Below are 21,211 nucleotides of genomic sequence, written 5' to 3' on the forward strand. Positions count from 1 at the left end.
GTATTCCCTTCCGTCGACCGCCGACCGGGTTAGCTGACGGGTTCGGGGCGGAAGTGGCCCCTACCGCTGACGCGGATTCACCCCACATACCTGGGTCCCCGGCTCGCCGGCTGGCGATTGGGCGGTGGCACCGCAGGCGCTGCGTCGCGCCTTCGGCGGTGACCGGCAGCGAGGTTACCCGAGAGGCGACCGGCTGAGCTACGTCCTGATGCCGACTAAAAGCGTCATTTCGCCATGGCGTTGAGTGACCAGTGACGCGGTTCTCAGGGCGGATGCCCCACCTCGTCACGCTGAGGAGTGTCACCATGCCGTATCCGTGCTCCTGTCGGGCTCGGGCCACCGGTCGGTGGCGGTGGATGGGGGTGTGGCCCCCGCCGGATCCGGTCCGGTCGGGTCCTGTCGACCCGTGCGGGGGGAGCTGAGTGCCGCCAGTGCCTCCGCGCGATCGGGCCTGGGTCGTCCGGCGGGCGGGTCGGCGACCGGGGTGTTACCGGCCGCGCCGGCCGCGGTCACCACGGCGGCCAGGCCGGTGGTCAGCGGTACGGCGGCGATCAGGCCGAGCGTGGCGACCGCGCTGCGGACGATCTCCTGTGCGAGGAACTCGCTGGTGAGGATCTGTTCGATCGGCCGCGTGTCGGCGGTCAGCAGGAGCAGCAGCGGCAGCGAGGCGCCCGCGTACGCCAGCACGATGGTGTTGACGGTGGAGGCGATGTGCGCCCGGCCCACCCGGGTGGCCGCCCGGTAGAGCTGCAACCGGGTCAGCCCCGGGTTGGCGTTCGCCAGCTCGGTGACGGTGGCCGCCTGGGTGACCGTCACGTCGTCGAGCACCCCGAGCGAGCCGATGATGATCCCGGCGAGCAGCAGGCCGTGCAGATCGACGTTGGCCTGGAACATCGACAGGGTGGTGGCGTCCTCGCTGCCGAAGCCGGTGAGGTGGGTGGCGGCGGTGGCGATGGTGGCGAGCACGCCGGTCAGCACCAGGCTGCCCAGGGTGCCGAGCACCGCGACCGAGGTCTGCGCGGTGACCCCGTGCGTCAGGTAGAGCACCACGAACATGATCAGGGCGGCACCGACCACCGCCACCAGCAGGGGTGATCGGCCGGCGCCGATCCCCGGCAGCACGAAGGTGAGCAGGATGGCGAAGCTGGCGGCCAGCCCGCCCAGCGCGGCCAGGCCCCGCCACCTGCCGAACGCGACGATCGCGGCGGCGAACACCACCGCCAGCCAGATCAGTGACGTGCCGCGCTGGTGCTCGGCGATGTTCCAACTGCTGGCGGTCGGATCGGTGGGATCGGTCAGCTCGACCAGGACGATCTCGTCGCCGACCTCGACGCGCGGTGCGCCCGGTCCGTCCGGCACCGGGGTCTGGACCTGCTGGCCGGCGGCCGGCCCGTCGGCCACCCGGATATCGACCGTGCCGCACGGCCCGTCCCCGACATCCGGGGTGCCCTCCGGGCCCGGTGCCGCCGGCGGGCACGGCTCGGTCACCACGCGGGTGACGGTGCCGTGGTAGCGCGGCACGTCGGTGCCGGCGGAGGTCTGCGGTGACCCGTCGCGTGGCCAGAGCACCACCGCGGCGAGCACGGTGGCGACGAAGAGCGGTACCACCGTCGCGATGAGGATCCGTCGCACCCGGGGCGGGGCGGACGGAGCCGAACGGCTGTGGTCGGAACCCAATGTGTGACTCCCAACGATCCGGTGCGGGGTACGTGCCGGCGGGCCGGTCGGTTCACCGTCGCCGCGGGAACGCGGCGACGGACACGACGGATCGCTGGAGCGCGACGGCCTGATCACCGACGGTGAGTGCCGGGCTCGGCCGGTTGGCGGCGACGCCATGTCTCGGCGACACCGATGCCCGACTGCGCGGCGAGGTCCGGAGGGCCATCGTGGGAGATGCTAACCAGCCCGACCCGTGGACGCAGGTCGTGGCGGAGTGTCGCGCGGTCGAACCGCCCGCGCGGCGGTGACCGGACCGGCATGTTGGAGTCATGTCCGCTCCGTCACCGCCCGACCCCGACCGCCACGGCGGCCACCGGCAGCACACCGACTCCGCCGGCCCGAAGGCGGACGCGGAGCACGACGGGCACGCCGGGCACGACAAGCACGCCGGGCACGACCCGGCGATGTTCCGCCGTCGGTTCTGGGTCTGCCTGGTGCTCACCGTGCCGGTGGTGCTGACGAGCCACCTGGTGCTGGACCGGATCGGCCTCCGGCTGGACGCTCCGGGGCGCTCCTGGGTCGGGCCGGTACTCGGATCGGTGGTGTTCTGGTGGGGCGGTTGGCCGTTCCTGGTCGGTGCTGTCCGCGAGGTGCGGGACCGCGCGCCGGGGATGATGCTGCTGGTCGCGATGGCGATATCCGTCGCCTACGCCGCGTCGCTGGCCACCAGCCTGGGTGCCTTCGACCTGGACTTCTGGTGGGAGCTGGCCGCGCTGGTCACCATCATGCTGCTCGGGCACTGGCAGGAGATGAAGGCCATCGGGCAGGCCCGCGGTGCGCTTGCGGCGCTCGCCGCGCTGCTGCCGGACGAGGCGGAGCGGGTGACGGCGGAGGGGCGGGTCGAGGCCGTACCGGTGACCGGACTGAGGGTCGGCGATGTGGTGCTGGTCCGGCCGGGGGGCCGGGTGCCGGCCGACGGTCGGATCGTCGACGGCAGCGCCGAGCTGGACGAGTCGATGATCACTGGGGAGTCGCGTCCGGTCGCCCGATCGGCCGGGGACCGGGTGGTGGCCGGCACCGTGGTCACCGACTCGGCGGTCCGGGTCCGCGTCGAGGCGCTCGGTGAGCAGACCGCGCTCGCCGGCATCCAGCGGATGGTCGCGCAGGCGCAGCGCTCCGGCGGGCGGGCGCAGTTGCTGGCCGACCGGTTCGCCGCCGCGCTGTTCTACCTGGCCACGGGCACCGCGGTGCTGACCGTGCTGGTCTGGACCGCGCTGGGCGAGCCGGACGAGGCCGTGGTCCGTGCGGTGACCGTCCTGGTGATCGCCTGCCCGCACGCGCTGGGCCTGGCCATCCCGCTGGTCGTGGCGCTCTCCACCGCGCTGGCCGCGCGGTCCGGGATCCTGGTCAAGGACCGGCTGGCGCTGGAGCGGATGCGGACCGTGGCCGCCGTGCTCTTCGACAAGACCGGCACCCTGACCCGGGGCGAGCACGTGGTCACCGACGTGGCGACGGTGCCCGGCGTCGAGCGGGACGAGGTGCTGCGGATCGCGGCCGGCGTGGAGTCCGACAGCGAGCATCCCCTGGCACGGGCGATCGTGACGGCGGCCGGGGACGCCGGCCCGGCCCGGGCCGCCGGGTTCCGGTCGATGCCGGGCCGGGGTGTGCGGGCCACCGTCGACGGTAGGGAGTACGCGGTGGGCGGGCCGGCGCTGCTACGGGAGTTGGACCTGCCGCTGCCGGCCGGGTTGGACGCGGCGACCGGGCCGTGGTCGGCGCGGGGTGCCGCCGTGCTGCACCTGGTGCGGCTGCCGGATGCGGTGCTCGCCGCGTTCGCGCTGACCGACGAGGTGCGTCCGGAGGCTCGCCAGGCGATCGTCGAGCTGCGCGCCGAGGGCGTCCGGACCATCGCCATGATCACCGGGGACGCCCGCTCGGTGGCGGAGTCGGTCGCCGCCGACCTCGGCTTCCGTGCGGGCGTCGACGAGGTCTTCGCCGAGGTGCTGCCGGCGGAGAAGGACGACCGGGTAACCGAACTGCAGCGGCGCGGGCTGTCGGTGGCGATGGTCGGCGACGGGGTGAACGACGCGCCGGCGTTGGCCCGCGCCGACGTGGGTGTCGCGATCGGGGCGGGCACCGATGTGGCGATCGAGTCCGCCGGGGTGGTGCTGGCGTCGTCGGATCCGCGCGGGGTCGCCGCCGTGGTCCGGCTGTCGCGGGCGTCGTACGGCAAGATGCGGCAGAACCTGGCCTGGGCGGCGGGCTACAACGTGGTGGCCCTGCCGCTGGCCGCCGGGGTGTTCGCCTGGGCCGGGGTGGCGTTGAGCCCGGCGCTGGCGGCCGTGCTGATGTCCGCGTCGACCATCGTGGTGGCGCTCAACGCCCAGTTGCTGCGCCGGGTGCGCCTCGACCCGGGGCGCGACTGAGAGCCCTCAGCCGCGCTTCATCAGCCGGCCGACCGCCGCCATCATCTCAGTGGCCATCTCGTCGGCCCGGCCCTCGGCCGCTCCCTCGTGCATGCAGTGCCGGGCGTGCCCGTCGAGCAGGCCCAACGCCACCTTGTCGAGTGCGGCCTGGATCGCGGAGATCTGGGTGAGCACGTCGATGCAGTAGCGGTCGTCGTCGACCATCTTCTCGATGCCCCGGACCTGCCCCTCGACACGGCGGAGCCGCGTGAGCAGCTGGTCCTTGCTGGCGGTGTACCCGCGGATCGGGGTGGGTGCGGTCATGAGAACCAGGATAGCGTACCCCTGGGGGGTATGGTACGGTCGTCTCTGCCGGGATACCCCCACCGGGTACCGGTAAGTGACATGGGCAGAGGTTCGTCTCCGAGTTACCCCCCGGGGGTATAGGCTCGGAGGTGGCAGAGGGGAGATCAGTCCGATGGTCAACACGACGTACCAGGTGCGGGGCATGACCTGTGGGCACTGCGTCAGCGCGGTCAGCGCCGAGGTGGGCGCCATCGCCGGGGTCAGCGACGTCCAGGTCGACCTGGCCAGCGGCCGGGTCACCGTCACCAGCGACCAGCCACTGGACGTGGACAGCGTCCGGGCCGCCGTCGACGAGGCCGGCTACGACCTCGTCGACGCCTGATCGCGGGAGGCCGGCATGAACACGGTGACCAGACTCAGCGGGTTCGCCCTCGGCCTCGCGGCGGTCTTCGGCGCGGCGTACGGGATCGGCCAGGTGGCCGGTCCCGCCGCCCCGGTCGCCGAGAGCCGGCACGACGGCGGAGCCGCCCACGAGCCGGGCGCGAGCGACCCCGGGGAGCACGACGAGTCGGTCGACCGGATCCCCGGTGGCCTGCTCGTCTCCGACCGGGGCTACACCCTCGAACCGCTCACCGCGCCGGCCGGCGAGTTCGCCTTCCGGATCGGCGGGCCGGACGGCCGCCCGGTGACCCGCTACGACGTGGCGCACGACAAGCGGATGCACCTCATCGTCGCCCGGCGGGACCTCTCCGGTTTCCGGCACGTGCACCCCGACCTCGCCCCGGACGGCACCTGGCGGGTCGCCAGCCCGCTGGCCGGCCCCGGGCAGTGGCGGGCGTTCGCCGACTTCACCCCGACCGGGGCTGAGCCGCTGACCCTCGGGGTGGACGTGACCGTTCCCGGAGCACTGACCGAGCGACCGCTGCCCGCCCCGGCGAGCAGCACCACCGTCGACGGCTACACGGTCACCCTGACCGGCACGCCGCAGCCCGGCCGCACCTCACCGCTCACCCTGACCATCAGCCGCGACGGGCAGCCGGTCACCGACCTGGAGCCCTACCTGGGCGCGTACGGGCACCTGGTGGCGCTGCGCCGGGGCGACCTCGCGTACCTGCACGTGCACCCGGACGGGACACCCGGCGACGGACGCACCCGCCCCGGTCCGGCCGTCACCTTCCTCGCCGAGGTGCCCTCGGCCGGCAGCTACCGGCTCTATCTCGACTTCCGGCACGGCGGAGCGGTGCACACCGCCGAGTTCACCGTCGTGGCCGGCACGCCAACGGCCGGTACGCCGACGACCGCGCCCACCCCGAGCGGACCCGCACCGACCGGCGGCGCCGACCACGGCACGCCCGGGCACGGGCACAACTGACGGGACATGACGATGACCACCACCAGCAGCAGACCGCTGCCCGAGGCACCGAACCGCATCGAGCTGGCGATCAGCGGTATGACCTGCGCCGCCTGTGCCGCCCGGATCGAGAAGAAGCTGAACCGGATGGACGGGGTCAGCGCCACGGTCAACTACGCCACCGAGAAGGCCACCGTCCGGTACGACGACGGCGTCACGCCGGACGACCTGATCGACACTGTGCAGAAGACCGGCTACACGGCCGCGCTGCCGTCCCCGCCGGCCGCCGCCGAGGAGCCGGTGGACGTGCTGCGCGGGCCGCGTACCCGGCTCTGGGTGTCGGTGGCGCTCAGCGTGCCGGTGGTCCTGCTGGCCATGGTGCCGGCCTGGCAGTTCGACTACTGGCAGTGGCTGTCGCTGACCCTGGCCGCCCCGGTGGTGGTCTGGGGCGGGCTGCCCTTCCACCGGGCGGCCTGGACCAACCTGCGGCACGGCGCGGCGACCATGGACACCCTCGTGTCGCTGGGCACGCTCGCCGCCTTCGGGTGGTCACTCTGGGCGCTCTTCCTCGGCGACGCCGGGATGCCCGGGATGACGCACCCGTTCCGCTTCGACATCACCCGCACCGACGGCGCCGGCAACATCTACCTGGAGGCGGCCGCCGGGGTGACGGTGTTCATCCTGGCCGGCCGCTACTTCGAGGCCCGATCCAAGCGGACGGCCGGCGCCGCCCTGCGCGCCCTGCTCGAACTCGGCGCCAAGGAGGTGGCGGTGCTGCGTGACGGGGTGGAGACCCGGATCCCGGTGGACCGGCTCGCCGTCGGTGACCGGTTCGTGGTCCGCCCCGGCGAGAAGATCGCGACCGACGGGGTGGTGGACGAGGGCACCTCGGCCGTCGACGCCAGCATGCTCACCGGCGAGTCGGTGCCGGTCGAGGTCGGCCCGGGCGACGGGGTGGTGGGCGCCACGATCAACGCGGGTGGCCGGCTGGTCGTCACCGCCACCCGGGTCGGCGCGGACACCCAGCTCGCCCGGATGGCCGACCTGGTCGAGCAGGCGCAGAGCGGCAAGGCGGCCGTGCAGCGGCTGGCGGACCGGATCTCGGGCGTCTTCGTGCCGATCGTCATCACGCTGGCCGTGGGCACCCTCGGCTGGTGGCTCGGCACCGGTGCCGGGCCGACCGCCGCGTTCACCGCCGCGGTGGCCGTGCTGATCATCGCCTGCCCGTGCGCACTCGGCCTGGCCACGCCGACCGCGCTGCTCGTCGGGACCGGCCGGGGCGCCCAGCTCGGTGTGCTGATCAAGGGACCGGAGGTGCTGGAGTCGACCCGCCGGGTGGACACGGTGGTGCTGGACAAGACCGGCACCGTGACGACGGGCCGGATGACGCTGGTGGACGTGCTGCCGGCGGCCGGTGCGGACCGCGCCGAGCTGCTCCGGCTCGCCGGGGCGGTGGAGGCCGCCTCCGAGCACCCGATCGCCCGGGCGGTCGCCGCGGGCGCCGCCGACGCGGAGACGTTGCCCCCGGTGACCGGCTTCGCCAACCTCGAAGGGCTGGGTGTCACCGGCACGGTCGAGGGACGGTCCGTGCTGGTCGGCCGGCTCCGGCTGCTGAGGGAGCGCGGGCTCGACGTGCCGCCGGAGGTCCAGCGGGCCGTCGCCGACGCGGAGGCCGGCGGCCGGACGGCGATCGTCGCCGGCTGGGACGGGCGGGCACGGGGCGTGCTCGCGGTCGCCGACGTGGTTCGGCCGACCAGCCGGGCGGCCGTGGCCCGGCTGCGCGCCCTGGGGCTCACACCGGTCCTGCTGACCGGGGACAACACCACCGTGGCCCGGGCGGTCGCCGCCGAGGTGGGCGTGGACGAGGTGATCGCCGAGGTCCTGCCGGCCGGCAAGGTCGACGTGGTCAAGCGGCTCCAGGCCGAGGGCCGGTCGGTGGCGATGGTCGGCGACGGGGTCAACGACGCTCCGGCGCTGGCCCAGGCCGACCTGGGTCTCGCCATGGGCACCGGCACCGACGTGGCGATCGAGGCGTCCGACCTCACGCTGGTCCGCGGCGATCTGGACGCCGCGGTGGACGCCATCCGGTTGTCCCGACGCACGCTCGGCATCATCCGGGGCAACCTGTTCTGGGCGTTCGGATACAACGTGGCGGCCCTGCCGCTGGCCGCCGCCGGGCTGCTCAACCCGATGATCGCCGGCGCCACGATGGCCCTCTCCTCGGTCTTCGTGGTGGCCAACAGCCTGCGCCTGCGCCGGTTCCGCCCGGCCGCCTGACCTGCCCGAACTCTCGCCCTGGTCGGTACGGCCAACAACCGGCCTGGTGTGGAGACGGTGACCCTCGGTGAGGTCGGAGTCCACTGGAATGGTTGAGCGGGCGACCGTGGGGGTACTGCTGATCCTGTAGCGACACTCGCAATGGAGGTTGGCACATGGGTATCGACGACAAGATCAACAATGCCAGCGAGGACGCGGCCGGCAAGATCAAGGAAGGCGCCGGTCGGGCCACCGACAACGAGCGCCTGGAGGCCGAGGGTCGCAACGACCAGGCTGGCGCCAAGCTCAAGCAGGCGGGCGAGAAGATCAAGGACGCCTTCAAGAGCTGACGTACGACGCACTCCCACGCCGGGCCGGTGATCGATCACCGGCCCGGCGTGCTGTCTGTCCGCCTCCGTCGGCGACCCTGAGATCCCCCTGATCCCGCCCGGCATCCCTGGCCTCCGTGTGCGCCACCCGCTAATTTCTGTTGGCATGTGCAAGGGCTGGTTATGAGTGGCGCTCCGCCGCCGACCGGCGACGACCTGGTCCGGGTGCTGGCCACCCTGGCCAACCCGCACCGGCTGAGGGTCGTCGCCGCGCTGGCCCGGGAGCGTGCCTACGTCAGCGGGCTGGCCCGGCAACTGGGCATCAGCCGGGCGCTGTTGCAGGTCCACCTACGGAAGCTGGCGGCGGCCGGGCTGGTCACCGCCCGCCTGGAGTTGTCGGAGGACGGAAAGGCCATGAACTACTACGAGGTGGAGCCGTTCGTGCTCACACTCACGCCCCAGGTCATCGCGGCGGCGGTCGAGACACTGACCGTCCCCGACTCGGCCGAGCAGCCCCGAGCGGACCGGTGACCGGAATGAGCGAACACGACTGGACCGAGGTGGTCGGCGCGATCGGCATCTTCGCCCTGCTGATCACCGTGTTCGCGGTGACCGTCGTCCAGCTGGCCAAGACCCGACGGGCCCGGTTCGACGGAGCCCGCGCCGACGACTACCGCCGGCTCGCCGAGACGGCCGCGCAGGCGCAGGCGGAGAACGCCCGCCTGCTCGCCGCGCTCGACGGCCGGCTCGGCGGAATGGAGACCCGGATGACCACGCTCGAACGCGTCCTGCGCGAGGTCGACTGATCCCTGTGTGCCAGAGGCCCCGGGCCGTCGAGCGGCTACTCGACGGCCCGGGTGGAAGCAGCACCACCTCGCCCGATGGGCGAGTTTCTCCCGTGACGCTCCTTCGAGGAGAGGACAGCACCTCATGCTGCGCGTACGCAAATCCGCCGTCGGATGGGCGGTCGCCCTGGCCGTCGCGGCCACCGGCCTGACGCCGGCGAGCCCGGCCACCGCCCGACCACGACCGCTCCCGAGCATCGACTGGCAGCCCTGCACCGGCGACGCCACCGCCGAGTGCGGCACCCTGTCGCTCCCGGTCGACTGGCGACGGCCCGGCGGTGAGCGGTTCGACCTGGCGCTGGCCCGCCGGGTCGCCACCGACCCGTCCGCCCGCACCGGAACGCTGGTGTTCGGCCCCGGCGGGCCGGGCGACAGCGGCGTCGACCGGGTGGTGACCGGCAGTTCCCGGTTCAGCGCCGACCTGCGCCGACGGTTCGACATCGTCAGCTTCGACCCGCGCGGCACCGGCCGCAGCCACCCCGTGGTCTGCTCGAAGGACCTGCTCGCCCGGCAACCACAACTGCTGACCGACCAGGCCCAGTTCGACACCACGCTGGCCGGCAACGCGCTGCTGCGGGCCGACTGCCGGGCCCGCACCGGCCCGCTCTACGACCACGTCGACACGACCAGCGCCGCCCGCGACCTCGACGCGGTCCGCGCCGCGCTCGGTGAGCGGCGGCTGACCTTCCACGGCAGCTCGTACGGGACGCTGCTCGGCACCCGGTACGCCGAGCTGTACCCGCACCGCGTCCGGGCCATGGTGCTGGAGTCGACGGTGGACCACAGCCTCGGCACCAGCGCCTTCCTGGACACCCAGGCCGTCACCGGCGAGGACTCGTTCGACGAGTTCGTCGCGTGGTGCGACCGGGCCGCCGCCTGCGCGCTGCACGGGCGGGACGTTCGTTCCGTGTGGGCCGGGCTGCACGCCCGCGCCGAGCGTGGCGTGCTCACCGACCCGGCCCGACCCGGGGTCGTGCTGACGCCCTTCGAGCTGAGTCGGCTCGCCCACCGGGAGCTCTACGGTCCGCGGTGGTCGAAGCTGGCGGGGTGGATCGCCTCCCTGGACGCCTCCACCACGCCGAGCGCCGTCGCACCGGTCGGACGGTCAACGGGCGACGCCGTGGCGCCGTACCCGTTCGCGGTCTTCTGCCAGGACTGGAGCCTGCCCGTCCGCGACTACCGTGAGTACGCCGGACACCTGCGCCGAGTGGCCCGCCTCGCGCCCGACCTGCGCTACGCACCGGCCCTGTTCGCTCTCGTCACCTGCCTGGGCACCCCGACGCCGGTCGCCAACCCGCAGCACCGCCTCCGGGTCCGCACCGATGTGCCGCTGCTGCTCGCGGCCACCCGGCACGACCCGGCCAGCGGCTACAACTGGGCCACGAACGTGGCGCGGCAGTTGGGCGACCACGGCCTGCTGCTCACTTACGAGGGATGGGGGCACGGCAGCTACACCACCAGCCCGTGCGTGGGCGGCGCCGTCGACCGCTACCTGACCAGCGTGGTGGTGCCCCGCCCGGGCACCACCTGCGCGGCCGTCGACCCGCCGGTCTGACCGACCGTTGGCCCACTGCCGGCCCCGGTCGTCTCACGGCGACCGGGGCCGGTGACCCGGTCAGCGCAGGACGCGGTAGCGCAGGTGGGCCACGGTCGGTCCGGCCACCACCGCCACCTGCTCCAGCCGCGGCGCGATCCCGTCGAAGAGCCGTTCACCGGCCCCGAGCACGACAGGCACCAGGTGCAGATCCAGGGTGTCGATCAGCCCGGCGGCCAGGTACTGCCGGACCGTGCTCGCGCCGCCATTCCCATGCCAGGTCGACTCCGGTGACCGCCCGAACTCATCGCTGCGCCGCCAGTCGGGCGGCCCGCAACTCCAGATACCGCTGCTCGGGCAGGCTGGTGGTGCCCCGCGCCGCCGCCAGGTACGCGTCCCGCGCCGCCCCGAACTCCCCGGCCAGCTCCAGCAGGTGGGCCCGGACCGCGGCGAGGCGATGGTGCCCGGCGGTGCGTTCGTCGGCGTCCAGGGGCGTGAGGAGGGCGAGCCCGGCCCGTGGCCCGTCCACCATGGCGACCGCCACCGCCTGGTTGAGGGTGACCATCGGGTTCGGCGCGATCCGGGCGAGCAGCCGGTACAGCGCGACGATCTGCGGCCAGTCCGTGGCCGCCGCCGTCGGGGCCTCGGCGTGCACCGCGGCGATCGCCGCCTGGAGCTGGTACGGGCCGGGCGGCGACCAGGTCAGCGCCTCGGTGATCAGCGTGATCCCGGCCGCGATGGCCGTCCGGTCCCACCGGCCGCGGTCCTGCTCGGTCAGCGGCACCAACTCGCCGTCCGCACCCACCCGGGCGGCCCGGTGGGCGTCGGTGAGCAGCATCAGCGCCAGCAGCCCGGCGACCTCGCCCTCGTCGGGCAGCAGTCCGTGCAGGATGCGGGCCAGTCGGATCGCCTCGCCGGTCAGCTCCGCCCGGTGCAGGTCCGGACCGCTGGACGCGGTGTACCCCTCGTTGAAGATCAGGTAGAGCACCCGGAGCACCGTCCGCAACCGCTCGTTGCGCTCGCCGGGGGCGGGCATGGTGAACCGGGCGCCGGCGACCTCGATCCGCTGTTTGGCCCGGCGGATCCGCTGGCTCATCGTCGCCTCCGGCACCAGGTGGGCCCGGGCGATCTGGGCGGTGCTGAGACCGCCGACCGCGCGCAGGGTGAGCGCCACCTGCGCCTCGGGGGCCAGCGCCGGGTGGCAGCAGAGGAAGAGCAGGGTGAGCGTGTCGTCGGCGTCCGCCACCGCCGGCTCCGCGTCGGCCGCCGGTGCCACCCCGGCGTACGCCGGCTCGCGCAGCGCCACCGCCACCTCGCGGTCCCGGCGGGCGCGCTCGCTGCGCCACTCGTCGGTGAGGCGGCGGGTGGCGACGGTGAGCAGCCACGCGCGGGGGTTGTCCGGCACGCTCTGCCCGGGCCACTGCGTCGCGGCTGCCAGCAGGGCCTCCTGGACGGCGTCCTCGCACCGGTCGAACTGCCCGTGCCGGCGGACCAGCAGGCCGAGGACCTGCGGCGCGAGTGTGCGCAGCAGGTCCTCGACCGTCCGGTCGTCGGTCACATCTCCGTCCCGGCGTCATCCATGATCGGGCGGACCTCCATGGCACCGCCGAAGCGCACGTCGGGCCAGCGGGCGGCGATCTCCGCGGCCCGCTGCGGGCTGGCGCAGTCGACGGTCAGATAGCCGGCGAACTGCTCCTTGCTCTCCATGAACGGCCCGTCGATGACCTCCGGGTGGCCGCCCGCGAGCCGGACAGTCAGCGTCTGCGACGGGTTGGCCAGTGCCTGGCCGCCGACCAGCTCGCCGGTCTCGGTCAGCTCCTTCATGATCTCGTCGACCTCGCCGAACAGGGCGGTGCGCTCCCGCTCGGTCAGCTCCTCGGTGAAGCCCGGGCGGTTCCAGATCAGCAGCATGTACTTCACGGCGATGCTCCTCGGGTCCTGGTCGCACCCCGGTCGGGGTGCGGTTCCACCGGAGGGTCGGAGCCAGAACCCCGTTCCCTACCGCGTACCGAAGAAAATCGCAGAAATTCCCGGGTCGTGGCGGTCCCACGCCGGGTCGGTCAGCGCGGGTCGGGCCGGCCGGGCACCTGTCGGGGTGGCGGCCGCTTCCCGCCGACGTCCAGTGACGCCCGGTCCGCCGCCGAGGTGCCGGACGACCAGCCCTCGGCGTCGCGGACGCTGAGCCGGTGCCGGGTGACACCGGGAAAGAGCGTGTCCAGCCGCTCCCGGACCGCCTCGCCGCGCGCCGCGAGCACCGGCAGCAGCCGCTCGGGACCGGCCGTCTCGGCCGCCGCCTGGTCCGCCGCCTCGGTGGCCGCCCGCAGCCGCTCGCCGATCCGCAGCGCGAACGCGTTGAGGAACGACTCGTCCCAGACCCGGGTCCGCCGGCCGGCCCCCGGCCGCCGCTCGGCGCGTCCGCGCAGCATCGCGGCGGTGGCCTGGACCAGCAGAGAGGTGTACAGCAGCTCCACGGCCACCAGGTCGGCCGGCCAGCCCAGCACGGTGGCGAAACCGAGGTCGTCGGACCAGACCGCCTCGCACCGGTTCGCCGCCGCCACCTCCTGCACCAGGAGGGCCTTGGCCCCCGCGTACGGGGCGTCGGTGCCCAGGCGCACCCCGCCGGGCACGTCGCCGCGCTCAGCCCCGGCGGCGAGCAGCGCCTCGTCGATGCTGTGCCGGGCGATCAGCTCCTGTGCCTTGCCGGTCAACGCCTCCGCCTCGGCCGGGAAGGTCGTCGACTCGGCCTTGGCCAGCAGCGCCCGTACGCGGTCGAGCATCCCCGACCCGCTGCGACTGGCACCGCCGGCCGGTCGGCGGGCGGTCGCCGCACCGGTCGTGCCGGGTGGCGGGCGCAGCACCGCGATCGGCGGCAGGCTCTCCACCAGCACGAGGGCGTCCACCGCCGCGCGCAGCGCGTCGACCCGGTCCAGCCCTTCCCGGGCGGACCAGCCGGCCAGCACGCCCCGGTCGTCGTCCCACCAGACCTCGGCGGCCAGCTCGCGTAGCTGCTCGTCCCACCAGGCCGGGACCGGCCCGGGCTGCTCGCGCCGCTGGCCGGCCATCGCGTCTCGGACCAGCCGGGCGTGGCGGGGGCCGAGCCGCCGGGTGGTGAGACGGTCCAGGTCGGCGGGTTGCCAGCCGCGTGGCCAGAGCCGGCCCACGCCGCGGACCAGGCGACGCAGCAGCGCCAGGTCCACCGCCGCCGTGCCGTCCGCCGTCCCGGTGCCGACCATCAGACGGTCCAGCTGCCGTTCGGCCTGGCGTACGTCGGTGCCGCGCACCGCCGCGAGCGCCTCGGCGACCAGTTCGTCCGCGTCCGGCACGGGCACCTCCTCCTGTGGCTTCCGCTGCCGGCGTGGGTCGGGCGGATCCCGCTACCGGGCGTGGCTCCGGCCGCCCCCGTTCCATGATCATGCCGGTAGCCGCCTCCGGGGCGCCGAACGGGGATGTCGTCGCACCATGTGCACCTTTCGTTCCTATCAGGGTAGTTTCGGAACAGGCCCAGGCGATGGGAGGTGTGAGATGGCCGGTCCCCGCCCGCCGGACGCGCGCACCGCCGCCGTGCCGGACGTCCGCTCCTCCCTCCTCGCCGGTGCCCTGATCGGGGTCGCGGTGATGGCCGCGGTGGACGAGATCGTCTTCCACCAGCTACTGGCCTGGCACCACTTCTACGACCGGTCTACCCCGTCGGTGGCACTGCTCTCCGACGGGCTGCTGCACGCCGCCGAGCTGATCGGCCTGGTCGCCGGGTTCGTCTGGTTCGCCGACCTGCGCCGGAGGGCGGCTCTGGCGACCCGGCACGCCTGGGGCGGCTTCCTGCTCGGCGCCGGGGGATTCCAGGTCTTCGACGGGCTGGTCGACCACAAGGTGCTCCGGCTGCACCAGATCCGCTACGGCGTGCACCTGGTGCCGTACGACGTGCTCTGGAACGTGGGGGGCGCGGTGTTGCTGCTGGCGGGCGCTGCTCTGGTGTGGCGGGCGCGGTCCCGACGGTCACGCGACGGCCAGCGGTGACAGCGACGCTCGCCCCGGCGTGGCTTGCGTCGCCAGTGGTCGCTCACGGGAAGCATGGGCACGCGGCGGCCGATGGCCCGGGCTGGTTCCCACTCGCGGCGGTCGGCCTGCTGGCCGGTGGCTATCTCGTGGCCGCCGCGCGAGACACCCGCGGCTGGGACCATCGGCGCAGCGCCGCCTGGCTGGCCGGGTGTGCCGTGCTGGCGGTCGGGGTCGGGCCGCTCGCACAGCTCCCCGACGACCCGCGCGGACACATGGTGCAGCACCTGCTGCTCGGCATGCTGGCCCCGCTCGGGCTGGTGCTCGGCGCCCCGGTGACCCTGCTGCTGCGGATCTCGACCACGCCCACGCGCCGGTTGATCGGCCGGCTGCTGCGCGCGCGCCCGGTGCACCTGCTCGCGCATCCGATCATGGCGGCCCTGCTGAGCACCGGTGGGCTGGCGCTGGTGCTGCTCACCCCGCTGTACGCGGCGGCGGAGCGCCAGCCCGCCCTGCACCACGCGCTGCACCTGCACTACCTGGCCGCCGGGTACCTGTTCGCCTGGTCGCTGGCCGGGCCGGACCCGGCGCCACGACGCCCCGGGCTGGCCGTGCGGGTCGGCGCGCTGCTGGGCGCCGCGGCCGGGCACGCCGCGCTCGCCAAGTACCTCTACGCGCACGCCGGCACCCTGCCGCCCGGGCTGACCGACCCCGACCCGGCGGCGTTTCGGTCCGCCGCCCAGCTCATGTACTACGGCGGCGACGTCGCCGAGCTGCTGCTCGCCGTTGCCCTCTTCGCCACCTGGTACCACCGCCGGACACCGCGCACCCTCCGCCCGGCCACGAGGTCCCGCACGCTCGGCCCGGCGCCGACCCCATCCCCGCCCACGCGGGCCTGATCCCGCTCGACTCGGGGACCGGTGCGCTCGTCGCTCAGCCGCGCGCCGCGAGGGCGGTGGAGAGCCGACCGAGGAAGGCGCGGATGCTCTCCTCGCTGTGGTGCGTCTCGGCCTGGTCGTTGAGGGGGCCCGAGTAGCGCAGCGCCTGGTCGAGCGCGTCCAGCGTCTCGGCCCGGTCCCCCGGGTAGAGCCCGCCGACCACCCCGTCGGCGACCCGGGTCACCACCGTGTCGTCGAGCGTCCGGTCGAACTGGACCCCGTAGAGGATCCCGTTGACGTGGCCCTTCCAGCTGTCCGTACCCATGCTCGTTCGACTCCCCTAGAAGATCTGGCTCCCGTCCCAGGCGTGGATCGGGACGCCACTGAGGCCGTTGCGCTTGAACTCGGCGTCGAGGTTGCCCATGTGGCTCACGTCGGGCTGGTAATGACCGCTGCGCGCCGTCGCGTACTGGACCCTACCGTCCTTGACGACCAGCTCGCCCGCCGCCGCGACCGGCTGCCCGTTGCCCAGCGTCGAGTGGTGGAAGTCGCCGACCTTCTGGTAGTTCGACGCGTACAGGTTGCCGTTCCGGTCCATCACGAAGATCGCCTGGCCGTTGCCGCTGAACACGGTCTGGGCGCTCGAGGTGTCGAACGGCTCGCCGTTGCGTGCGCTGCGCAGGACGCCGTTGCCGTCGAAGAACACCCGGTGCTGTTCCAGCTCCTCGGGACTGAGCCGGCGCACCGCCGTCGGGAAGTGCCCTCCCGGCAGGTGCTCGTTCCGGTACTTGTCGAGCATCGGCTTCGTGTTGTGGTAGCGGGGCGTGGTGTGCGGGCCGGGCACCCCCGGTCGTGCCGGGCCGCCCCGTCCCGGGCCCTTGCGGGTGAACCGGCGCAACAGCGTCTTCGCCCGCTTCAGCAACCGGGGAACGATCTCCTTGACGACCCGTTCGACGACCTCCTTGATGATCCGTTGGATCGCCATCCGGGCCAGGCCGATCGAGACGGGGATCTGGGCCAGCGAGGCGCCGAGGGTGGGAGCCGCCGCCGCCAGCGCGATCGCCACCTGCACCACGAGGATCGTCAGCTGGACGATGACGAGGATCTTCTGCGTGAGGGTGATGATGGCCATCACCAGTAACGCCATGCCGATCAGCTCGGCCGCCTGCGCGCCGTCCTCCATCCGGCGCGGCGCACCCTCCTCGCTACGCCACACCTGCTCGAAGGCGCGGACGTCGTCCCCACTGTTGGTCGCGCCGACCTTCGCCGCGCCGGCATCCGCCTCCGCGAGCGTCGTACGCAGCCGGCCGGCGAACGCGAACCACAACTGCGACGCCTCGAACAGCAACTCCTCGTCGGCGGTCGGCCAGGTGAAGCCGACCCAGCCCAGAGCCTCGACGAGTTCAGGAGGTAGCTGCATACCCACCGGGCAGCTCCATCCTCGTGAAGAGTTCCGCGTTGGCCGTCTCGGTCGCCTCGTGTGCGTCGGCACTGAGGTCGAGGTTCCCGGCGGCCTCCAGCAACTGATCCGCCATCGACCGGTAGACGTCGAGCGCGTGCGTCAGGACCTCGACGTACACGGCTCCGAAGAGCGAGCCCGCCTCGTCGGCGCCCCACGGATTACCCGCGCCGTTCACCGTCGACTCGAGGCTGGCGATCTCCGCGCCCAACTGCTGGCCGATGGCCGCGAGCGACCCCGCAGCGGCATGGAGGGCATCGACGTCGACCTCAATCCCGTCGGACATAAGCTCAGCGTCGGTCCATCCGGCGGGTGACTGCGTCCAGGTCGCCGATCATCTGCTCGAACCCGCGGAACGCGTCCGCCGAGACACGTTCGAGCTGCCGGGTCAGGGCCACGCTGTCGGCGCCGGCGGCGGCCGTCAGCTCGGCACGCCGGGCGCGCTCGTCGGCCTGTGCCGCCCTGACCGCCTCCAGGACGTACTCGGCGATCGCTCTGGTGCCGGCGCGGGACAGGCTCGCGTCGATCACCAGAGTCTCCAGGCCGCCGAAGGCGGACACCTCGGCCTCGACGAGACCGTCACCCCCGGTGCCCCGCCCCACCATCTGCTCGGCAACCGGCACGGCGGGCCCGCTCTGCTCGTCGGCCCCGCCCGGCTGTGCCACCGCGGAACCCGTGGCCTGGCTCAGCAGTCGCATCGCCTCTTCCAGCGAGCGACTCAGGCCCGACGGATCGATCCCGCTCGCCATGTTCGTCCCCCTACGAGTCGCAGTCCTCTTCCCGGGTGAGCGACAGTACCAACGCCGCACCCGCCGTCGCGGCCCCCGAAGTCCTGTGTGGACCAAACCGACGGCCGTCGCGCCTCGAATGGGGATGGCGGGTGACGGCCATCCCCGCTGCGGGTCACTGCCAGTCGTCGAGGATCGTGTCGACCGGCAGGACGTCCCGCTCCGGGTCCGGCGCCGGGGCTGGTCGGCCGGTGGGTGTCCGGTCGAAGCGGGGTGCCGGGGCCGGCTGGATCTCGCCGCCCACGTCGACGAAGGTGCCCCGAGCGGCGTTGTGCGGATGCCGGTGTGCCTCGCGGGGGGCGAGCACCGGCGCGACGCAGGCGTCCAGGTCGGCGAAGACGGCCGTCCACTCGTCCCGGCTCCGTTCGGCGAAGCGCTCGGTGAACCGGCGGCGCAGCTCGTCCCAGCCGCTCGGGTCGTACTGGGCGGGCAGATCCGGCTCGTCGGCGAGGCCGAGGCCGGACAGCAGCACGGCGTAGAAGGCCGGTTCCATCGCGCCGACGGCCATGAAGCCGCCGTCGGCCGTGCGGTACGTGTCGTAGAACGGCGCACCGCCGTCGAACATGTTGCCCCCGCGCGGGGCGGCCCACAGGCCGGTGCCGAGCAGCCCGTGCAGGAACGAGGTGAGCAGCGCGGAGCCGTCCACCATCGCCGCGTCGACGACCTGACCGGCGCCGGAGCGTTCCCGTTCCAACAGCGCGGCCAGCACTCCCACGGCGAGCAGCATTCCACCTCCGCCGAAGTCGCCGAGCAGGTTCATCGGCGCGTACGGGCGTTCGCCGGCGCGGCCCAGGGGCTCCAGCGCACCGGCGACCGCGATGTAGTCGATGTCGTGCCCGGCCCGGTGTGCCAGCGGCCCGTCCTGACCCCAGCCGGTCATCCGCGCGTACACCAGCCGGGGGTTGCGGGCACGGCAGACCTCCGGCCCGAATCCCAACCGCTCGGCAACGCCCGGCCGGTACGCCTCGACCAGCACGTCCGCCCGGTCGACCAGGCGCAGCAGGTCGGCCACCCCGGTCGGGGACTTCAGGTCCAGCGTGGTGACCCGCCGGCCGCGCTGCAACGGACCGCCGGTCGGCGCGGCCAACCGCCCCGCACCCGGGCCACCCGGCCGGTCCACCCGCACCACCTCCGCGCCGAGGTCGGCGAGGACCATGCAGCCGAACGGCGCGGGGGCGAGGCTGGCCAGCTCGACCACGCGTACCCCGGCCAGCGGCCCGCCGCGCGCCGGCTCGTCGGCCGTCACGCGGCGCTCGCCGGCTCGGTGGTGCGGGGGGCGAGCCGGTCGGCGAGGTCGGCGGGGGGCGTGAACCGGTCGCCGTAGCGGGCGGCCAGCTCGGTGGCGCGGGCCGCGAACCCGGCCGGGCCGCCCGCGTACTGCCGGACGTAGCGGATCACCCCGCCGGTCCAGGCCGGGAAGCCGATGCCGAAGATCGAGCCGATGTTCGCGTCGGTCTCGGTGCGCAGCACCCCCTCGTCCAGGCAGCGCAGCGCGTCGAGGGCCTCGGCGAAGAGCATCCGCTCCTGCAGATCGGTGAACGGCACCGCGCGGCCCGCGTCGGTGACCAGGTCGGCCAGACCGGTCCACAGCCGGCCCCGGGTGCCGTCGTCGTAGGAGTAGAAGCCGCGCCCGACGGCACGCCCCGTCCGGTCGTACGCGTCGACCAGCTCGTCCACCAGCCGGTGCGCGGGCAGTGGCACGAAGCCCTCGCCGGCGGCCTCGAACTGCCGGCGGATCCGCTGGATCAGGGTGAGGCTCACCTCGTCGGCCAGCGCGAGCGGCCCGGTCGGGTAGCCGGCCTGCAGGGCGGCCTGCTCCACCGACGCGGCCGGCACACCCTCGGCGACCATGCCGACCGCCTCGTCGATGAACCGGCCGATGACCCGGCTGGTGAAGAAGCCCCGCCCGTCGTTGACCACGATCGGGGTCTTGCCGATCCGCCGACCCAGGTCGAACGCCCGGGCCAGCGCGGCGTCGCTGGTCTGTTCGCCGACCACGATCTCCAGCAGCGGCATCCGGTCCACGGGGGAGAAGAAGTGCATGCCGATGACATCGGCCGGCCGGTCCACCCCGGCGGCCAGCCCGGTGATCGGCAGGGTGGAGGTGTTGGAGGCGAGCAGCGCGTCCGGCGCCAGCACCGGCAGCACCTCGGCGAAGACGGTCCGCTTCAGGTCCGGGTCCTCGAAGACCGCCTCGATCACCGCGTCGCAGCCGGCCAGCGCGTCCACCTGGTCGGTGGTGGTGATCCGGTCGAGCACGGCCCGGGCGTCCGACTCCGTCGCGCGGCCCTTGCGGACCTTGCGGGCCAGCAGCCGCTGGGCGTGCTCCCGGGCCCGGCCCGCGGCCTCCGGCGAGACGTCCCTGACCACCACGTCCAGACCGGCGCTGGCGCAGGCGTACGCGATGCCCGCGCCCATCATGCCGGCGCCGAGCACCGCCACCCGGCGCACCGGCGCCACGTCCACTCCTGACGGTCGGGCGGCACCGCCGTTGACGGCCTTCAGGTCGAAGAAGAACGCGCCGATCATGTTCTTGGCGACCTGTCCGGTGAGCAGGCCGATCAGGTGCCGGGTCTCCACGGTGAACGCGGTCTCCAGGTCGACCTGGGCACCCTCGACGGCGGTCGCCAGGATCGCCTCCGGCGCGGGCAGCCGGGCACCCTTGAGCTGCTTGCGCAGGGTCGCCGGGAAGGCCGGCAGTTGAGCGGCCAGTGACCGGCTGGCCGGGGTGCCCCCGGGCATCCGGTAGTCCGGCCGGTCCCACGGCTGGGTCGGGCGCGGGTTGGCAGCGATCCAGGCCCGGGCCCGGTCCAGCAGCTCCGTCGGGGTGGCCACCACCTCGTCGACCAGTCCGGCGGCCAGGGCGTCGGCCGGGCGCATCCGCCGGCCGGTGAGCAGCACCGTGGTCAGCGCCCCGGCAAGGCCGAGCATCCGTACGGTCCGGGTGACGCCGCCGGCACCGGGCAGCAGGCCCAGGGTCACCTCGGGCAGGCCGAGGCGGCTGCCGGGCGCGTCCAGCGCGATCCGGTGGTGGCAGGCGAGTGCGATCTCCAGGCCGCCTCCGAGCGCCGAGCCGTTGACCGCGGCGACCACCGGCCGGCCGAGCGTCTCCAGACGGCGCAGGTCCCGTTTGATGGTGCCGAGCAGCTCGGCCAGCGCGGGAGCGTCCTCGCGGGTCGCCCGGGCCATCTCCGACAGGTCGCCGCCCGCGAAGAAGGTGGACTTCGCGCTGGTCACGATGACACCGGTCAGGTCGTCGCGCTCGGCTTCCAACCGATCGAGTACGGCACTCATCGACGCGGCGTACGCTCGGTTCATGGTGTTGGCGGACTGGTCGGGGTCGTCCAGGGTGAGCGTGACGATGCCGTCGGCGCCGCGGTCGTACCGGATGGTGGTGGTCATGATCGT

The 21,211-nt window shown here is 73.8% G+C and carries 22 protein-coding genes and 1 riboswitch; of the genes, 10 read left to right on the top strand and 12 right to left on the bottom strand.

Annotated elements, in window-relative coordinates:
* Positions 1 to 2: 2 nt before the first annotated feature.
* Positions 3 to 134: riboswitch (cyclic di-AMP (ydaO/yuaA leader) on the bottom strand.
* Positions 135 to 300: 166 nt separating this feature from the next.
* The gene (locus ACTWLT_RS22020) at positions 301 to 1,677 is read right to left on the bottom strand and encodes a YibE/F family protein (RefSeq protein ID WP_445320015.1); all 1,377 of its coding nucleotides are present in this window, start codon (positions 1,675 to 1,677) and stop codon (positions 301 to 303) included.
* Positions 1,678 to 1,988: 311 nt separating this feature from the next.
* On the opposite strand from ACTWLT_RS22020, the gene ACTWLT_RS22025 reads away from it, so the two are divergent.
* The gene (locus ACTWLT_RS22025) at positions 1,989 to 4,085 is read left to right on the top strand and encodes a copper-translocating P-type ATPase (RefSeq protein ID WP_445320016.1); all 2,097 of its coding nucleotides are present in this window, start codon (positions 1,989 to 1,991) and stop codon (positions 4,083 to 4,085) included.
* A gap of 6 nt (positions 4,086 to 4,091) precedes the next feature.
* On the opposite strand, the gene ACTWLT_RS22030 is transcribed toward ACTWLT_RS22025, so the two are convergent.
* Positions 4,092 to 4,388 (bottom strand): metal-sensitive transcriptional regulator, encoded by a 297-nt coding sequence (locus tag ACTWLT_RS22030; protein ID WP_088951268.1) that lies wholly within the window; start codon positions 4,386 to 4,388, stop codon positions 4,092 to 4,094.
* Between the two features lie 154 nt (positions 4,389 to 4,542).
* Between ACTWLT_RS22030 and ACTWLT_RS22035 the strand changes: the two genes are divergently transcribed.
* The 7 genes from ACTWLT_RS22035 (at position 4,543) to ACTWLT_RS22065 (ending at position 10,706) form a co-directional block, all read left to right on the top strand.
* Complete coding sequence (locus ACTWLT_RS22035; RefSeq protein ID WP_445320017.1) at positions 4,543 to 4,752, top strand: heavy-metal-associated domain-containing protein; 210 nt, start codon at positions 4,543 to 4,545, stop codon at positions 4,750 to 4,752.
* Positions 4,753 to 4,767: 15 nt separating this feature from the next.
* Entirely contained in the window at positions 4,768 to 5,742 is a 975-nt protein-coding gene (locus tag ACTWLT_RS22040) for a DUF8832 domain-containing protein (protein ID WP_445320018.1), read from the top strand.
* Between the two features lie 12 nt (positions 5,743 to 5,754).
* Positions 5,755 to 7,998, top strand: coding sequence for a heavy metal translocating P-type ATPase (locus tag ACTWLT_RS22045; RefSeq protein WP_445320019.1), 2,244 nt, complete (start codon positions 5,755 to 5,757; stop codon positions 7,996 to 7,998).
* 155 nt (positions 7,999 to 8,153) lie between these two features.
* Positions 8,154 to 8,327 carry a CsbD family protein gene (locus ACTWLT_RS22050; protein ID WP_252416040.1) on the top strand — a complete coding sequence of 58 codons (174 nt, stop codon included), beginning with the start codon at positions 8,154 to 8,156 and terminating at the stop codon, positions 8,325 to 8,327.
* Positions 8,328 to 8,489: 162 nt separating this feature from the next.
* Positions 8,490 to 8,837 carry an ArsR/SmtB family transcription factor gene (locus tag ACTWLT_RS22055; RefSeq protein ID WP_445320020.1) on the top strand — a complete coding sequence of 116 codons (348 nt, stop codon included), beginning with the start codon at positions 8,490 to 8,492 and terminating at the stop codon, positions 8,835 to 8,837.
* 5 nt (positions 8,838 to 8,842) lie between these two features.
* On the top strand, positions 8,843 to 9,112 hold the full coding sequence (locus ACTWLT_RS22060) for a hypothetical protein (RefSeq protein WP_252416038.1): 270 nt from the start codon (positions 8,843 to 8,845) through the stop codon (positions 9,110 to 9,112).
* A 124-nt stretch (positions 9,113 to 9,236) separates the two neighbouring features.
* Complete coding sequence (locus ACTWLT_RS22065; protein ID WP_445320021.1) at positions 9,237 to 10,706, top strand: alpha/beta hydrolase; 1,470 nt, start codon at positions 9,237 to 9,239, stop codon at positions 10,704 to 10,706.
* Between the two features lie 60 nt (positions 10,707 to 10,766).
* Here ACTWLT_RS22065 and ACTWLT_RS22070 read toward each other — a convergent pair whose 3' ends face one another.
* The 4 genes from ACTWLT_RS22070 to ACTWLT_RS22085 form a co-directional block, all read right to left on the bottom strand.
* Positions 10,767 to 11,030, bottom strand: a complete 264-nt coding sequence (locus ACTWLT_RS22070) for a dihydrofolate reductase family protein (RefSeq protein WP_445320086.1) — start codon at positions 11,028 to 11,030, stop codon at positions 10,767 to 10,769.
* Positions 10,990 to 12,243 (bottom strand): RNA polymerase sigma factor, encoded by a 1,254-nt coding sequence (locus ACTWLT_RS22075; protein WP_445320022.1) that lies wholly within the window; start codon positions 12,241 to 12,243, stop codon positions 10,990 to 10,992. The genes ACTWLT_RS22070 and ACTWLT_RS22075 overlap by 41 nt, the downstream gene beginning before the upstream one ends.
* Entirely contained in the window at positions 12,240 to 12,596 is a 357-nt protein-coding gene (locus tag ACTWLT_RS22080; RefSeq protein WP_445320087.1) for a YciI family protein, read from the bottom strand. Before ACTWLT_RS22080 ends, ACTWLT_RS22075 begins: the two co-directional genes overlap by 4 nt.
* A gap of 149 nt (positions 12,597 to 12,745) precedes the next feature.
* Positions 12,746 to 14,008 (bottom strand): DUF2786 domain-containing protein, encoded by a 1,263-nt coding sequence (locus ACTWLT_RS22085; RefSeq protein WP_445320023.1) that lies wholly within the window; start codon positions 14,006 to 14,008, stop codon positions 12,746 to 12,748.
* A gap of 199 nt (positions 14,009 to 14,207) precedes the next feature.
* Between ACTWLT_RS22085 and ACTWLT_RS22090 the strand changes: the two genes are divergently transcribed.
* Together ACTWLT_RS22090 and ACTWLT_RS22095 are read left to right on the top strand one after the other, a co-directional pair.
* Positions 14,208 to 14,699 carry a DUF2243 domain-containing protein gene (locus tag ACTWLT_RS22090; RefSeq protein WP_445320024.1) on the top strand — a complete coding sequence of 164 codons (492 nt, stop codon included), beginning with the start codon at positions 14,208 to 14,210 and terminating at the stop codon, positions 14,697 to 14,699.
* A gap of 128 nt (positions 14,700 to 14,827) precedes the next feature.
* Complete coding sequence (locus ACTWLT_RS22095; RefSeq protein WP_445320025.1) at positions 14,828 to 15,577, top strand: cytochrome c oxidase assembly protein; 750 nt, start codon at positions 14,828 to 14,830, stop codon at positions 15,575 to 15,577.
* Positions 15,578 to 15,611: 34 nt separating this feature from the next.
* Here the strand turns inward: ACTWLT_RS22095 and ACTWLT_RS22100 are convergent, their stop codons facing one another.
* The 6 genes from ACTWLT_RS22100 to ACTWLT_RS22125 all read right to left on the bottom strand — a co-directional run bounded on the left by ACTWLT_RS22100 (position 15,612) and on the right by ACTWLT_RS22125 (position 21,205).
* Positions 15,612 to 15,881: a hypothetical protein gene (locus ACTWLT_RS22100; protein WP_445320026.1), complete on the bottom strand. Its 270-nt coding sequence runs from the start codon at positions 15,879 to 15,881 to the stop codon at positions 15,612 to 15,614.
* A 15-nt stretch (positions 15,882 to 15,896) separates the two neighbouring features.
* Complete coding sequence (locus ACTWLT_RS22105; RefSeq protein ID WP_445320088.1) at positions 15,897 to 16,976, bottom strand: IQM protein middle domain-containing protein; 1,080 nt, start codon at positions 16,974 to 16,976, stop codon at positions 15,897 to 15,899.
* Entirely contained in the window at positions 16,960 to 17,301 is a 342-nt protein-coding gene (locus ACTWLT_RS22110; protein ID WP_445320027.1) for a WXG100 family type VII secretion target, read from the bottom strand. Before ACTWLT_RS22110 ends, ACTWLT_RS22105 begins: the two co-directional genes overlap by 17 nt.
* 4 nt (positions 17,302 to 17,305) lie before the next feature.
* A complete protein-coding gene (locus ACTWLT_RS22115; protein ID WP_445320028.1) occupies positions 17,306 to 17,764 on the bottom strand; it encodes a hypothetical protein in 459 nt (152 codons plus the stop codon).
* A gap of 154 nt (positions 17,765 to 17,918) precedes the next feature.
* Positions 17,919 to 19,049, bottom strand: a complete 1,131-nt coding sequence (locus ACTWLT_RS22120; protein ID WP_445320029.1) for a CaiB/BaiF CoA transferase family protein — start codon at positions 19,047 to 19,049, stop codon at positions 17,919 to 17,921.
* Positions 19,046 to 21,205 (bottom strand): 3-hydroxyacyl-CoA dehydrogenase NAD-binding domain-containing protein, encoded by a 2,160-nt coding sequence (locus tag ACTWLT_RS22125; RefSeq protein ID WP_445320030.1) that lies wholly within the window; start codon positions 21,203 to 21,205, stop codon positions 19,046 to 19,048. The genes ACTWLT_RS22120 and ACTWLT_RS22125 overlap by 4 nt, the downstream gene beginning before the upstream one ends.
* Positions 21,206 to 21,211: the final 6 nt, after the last annotated feature.

The organism is Micromonospora yongxingensis, from assembly GCF_052601155.1.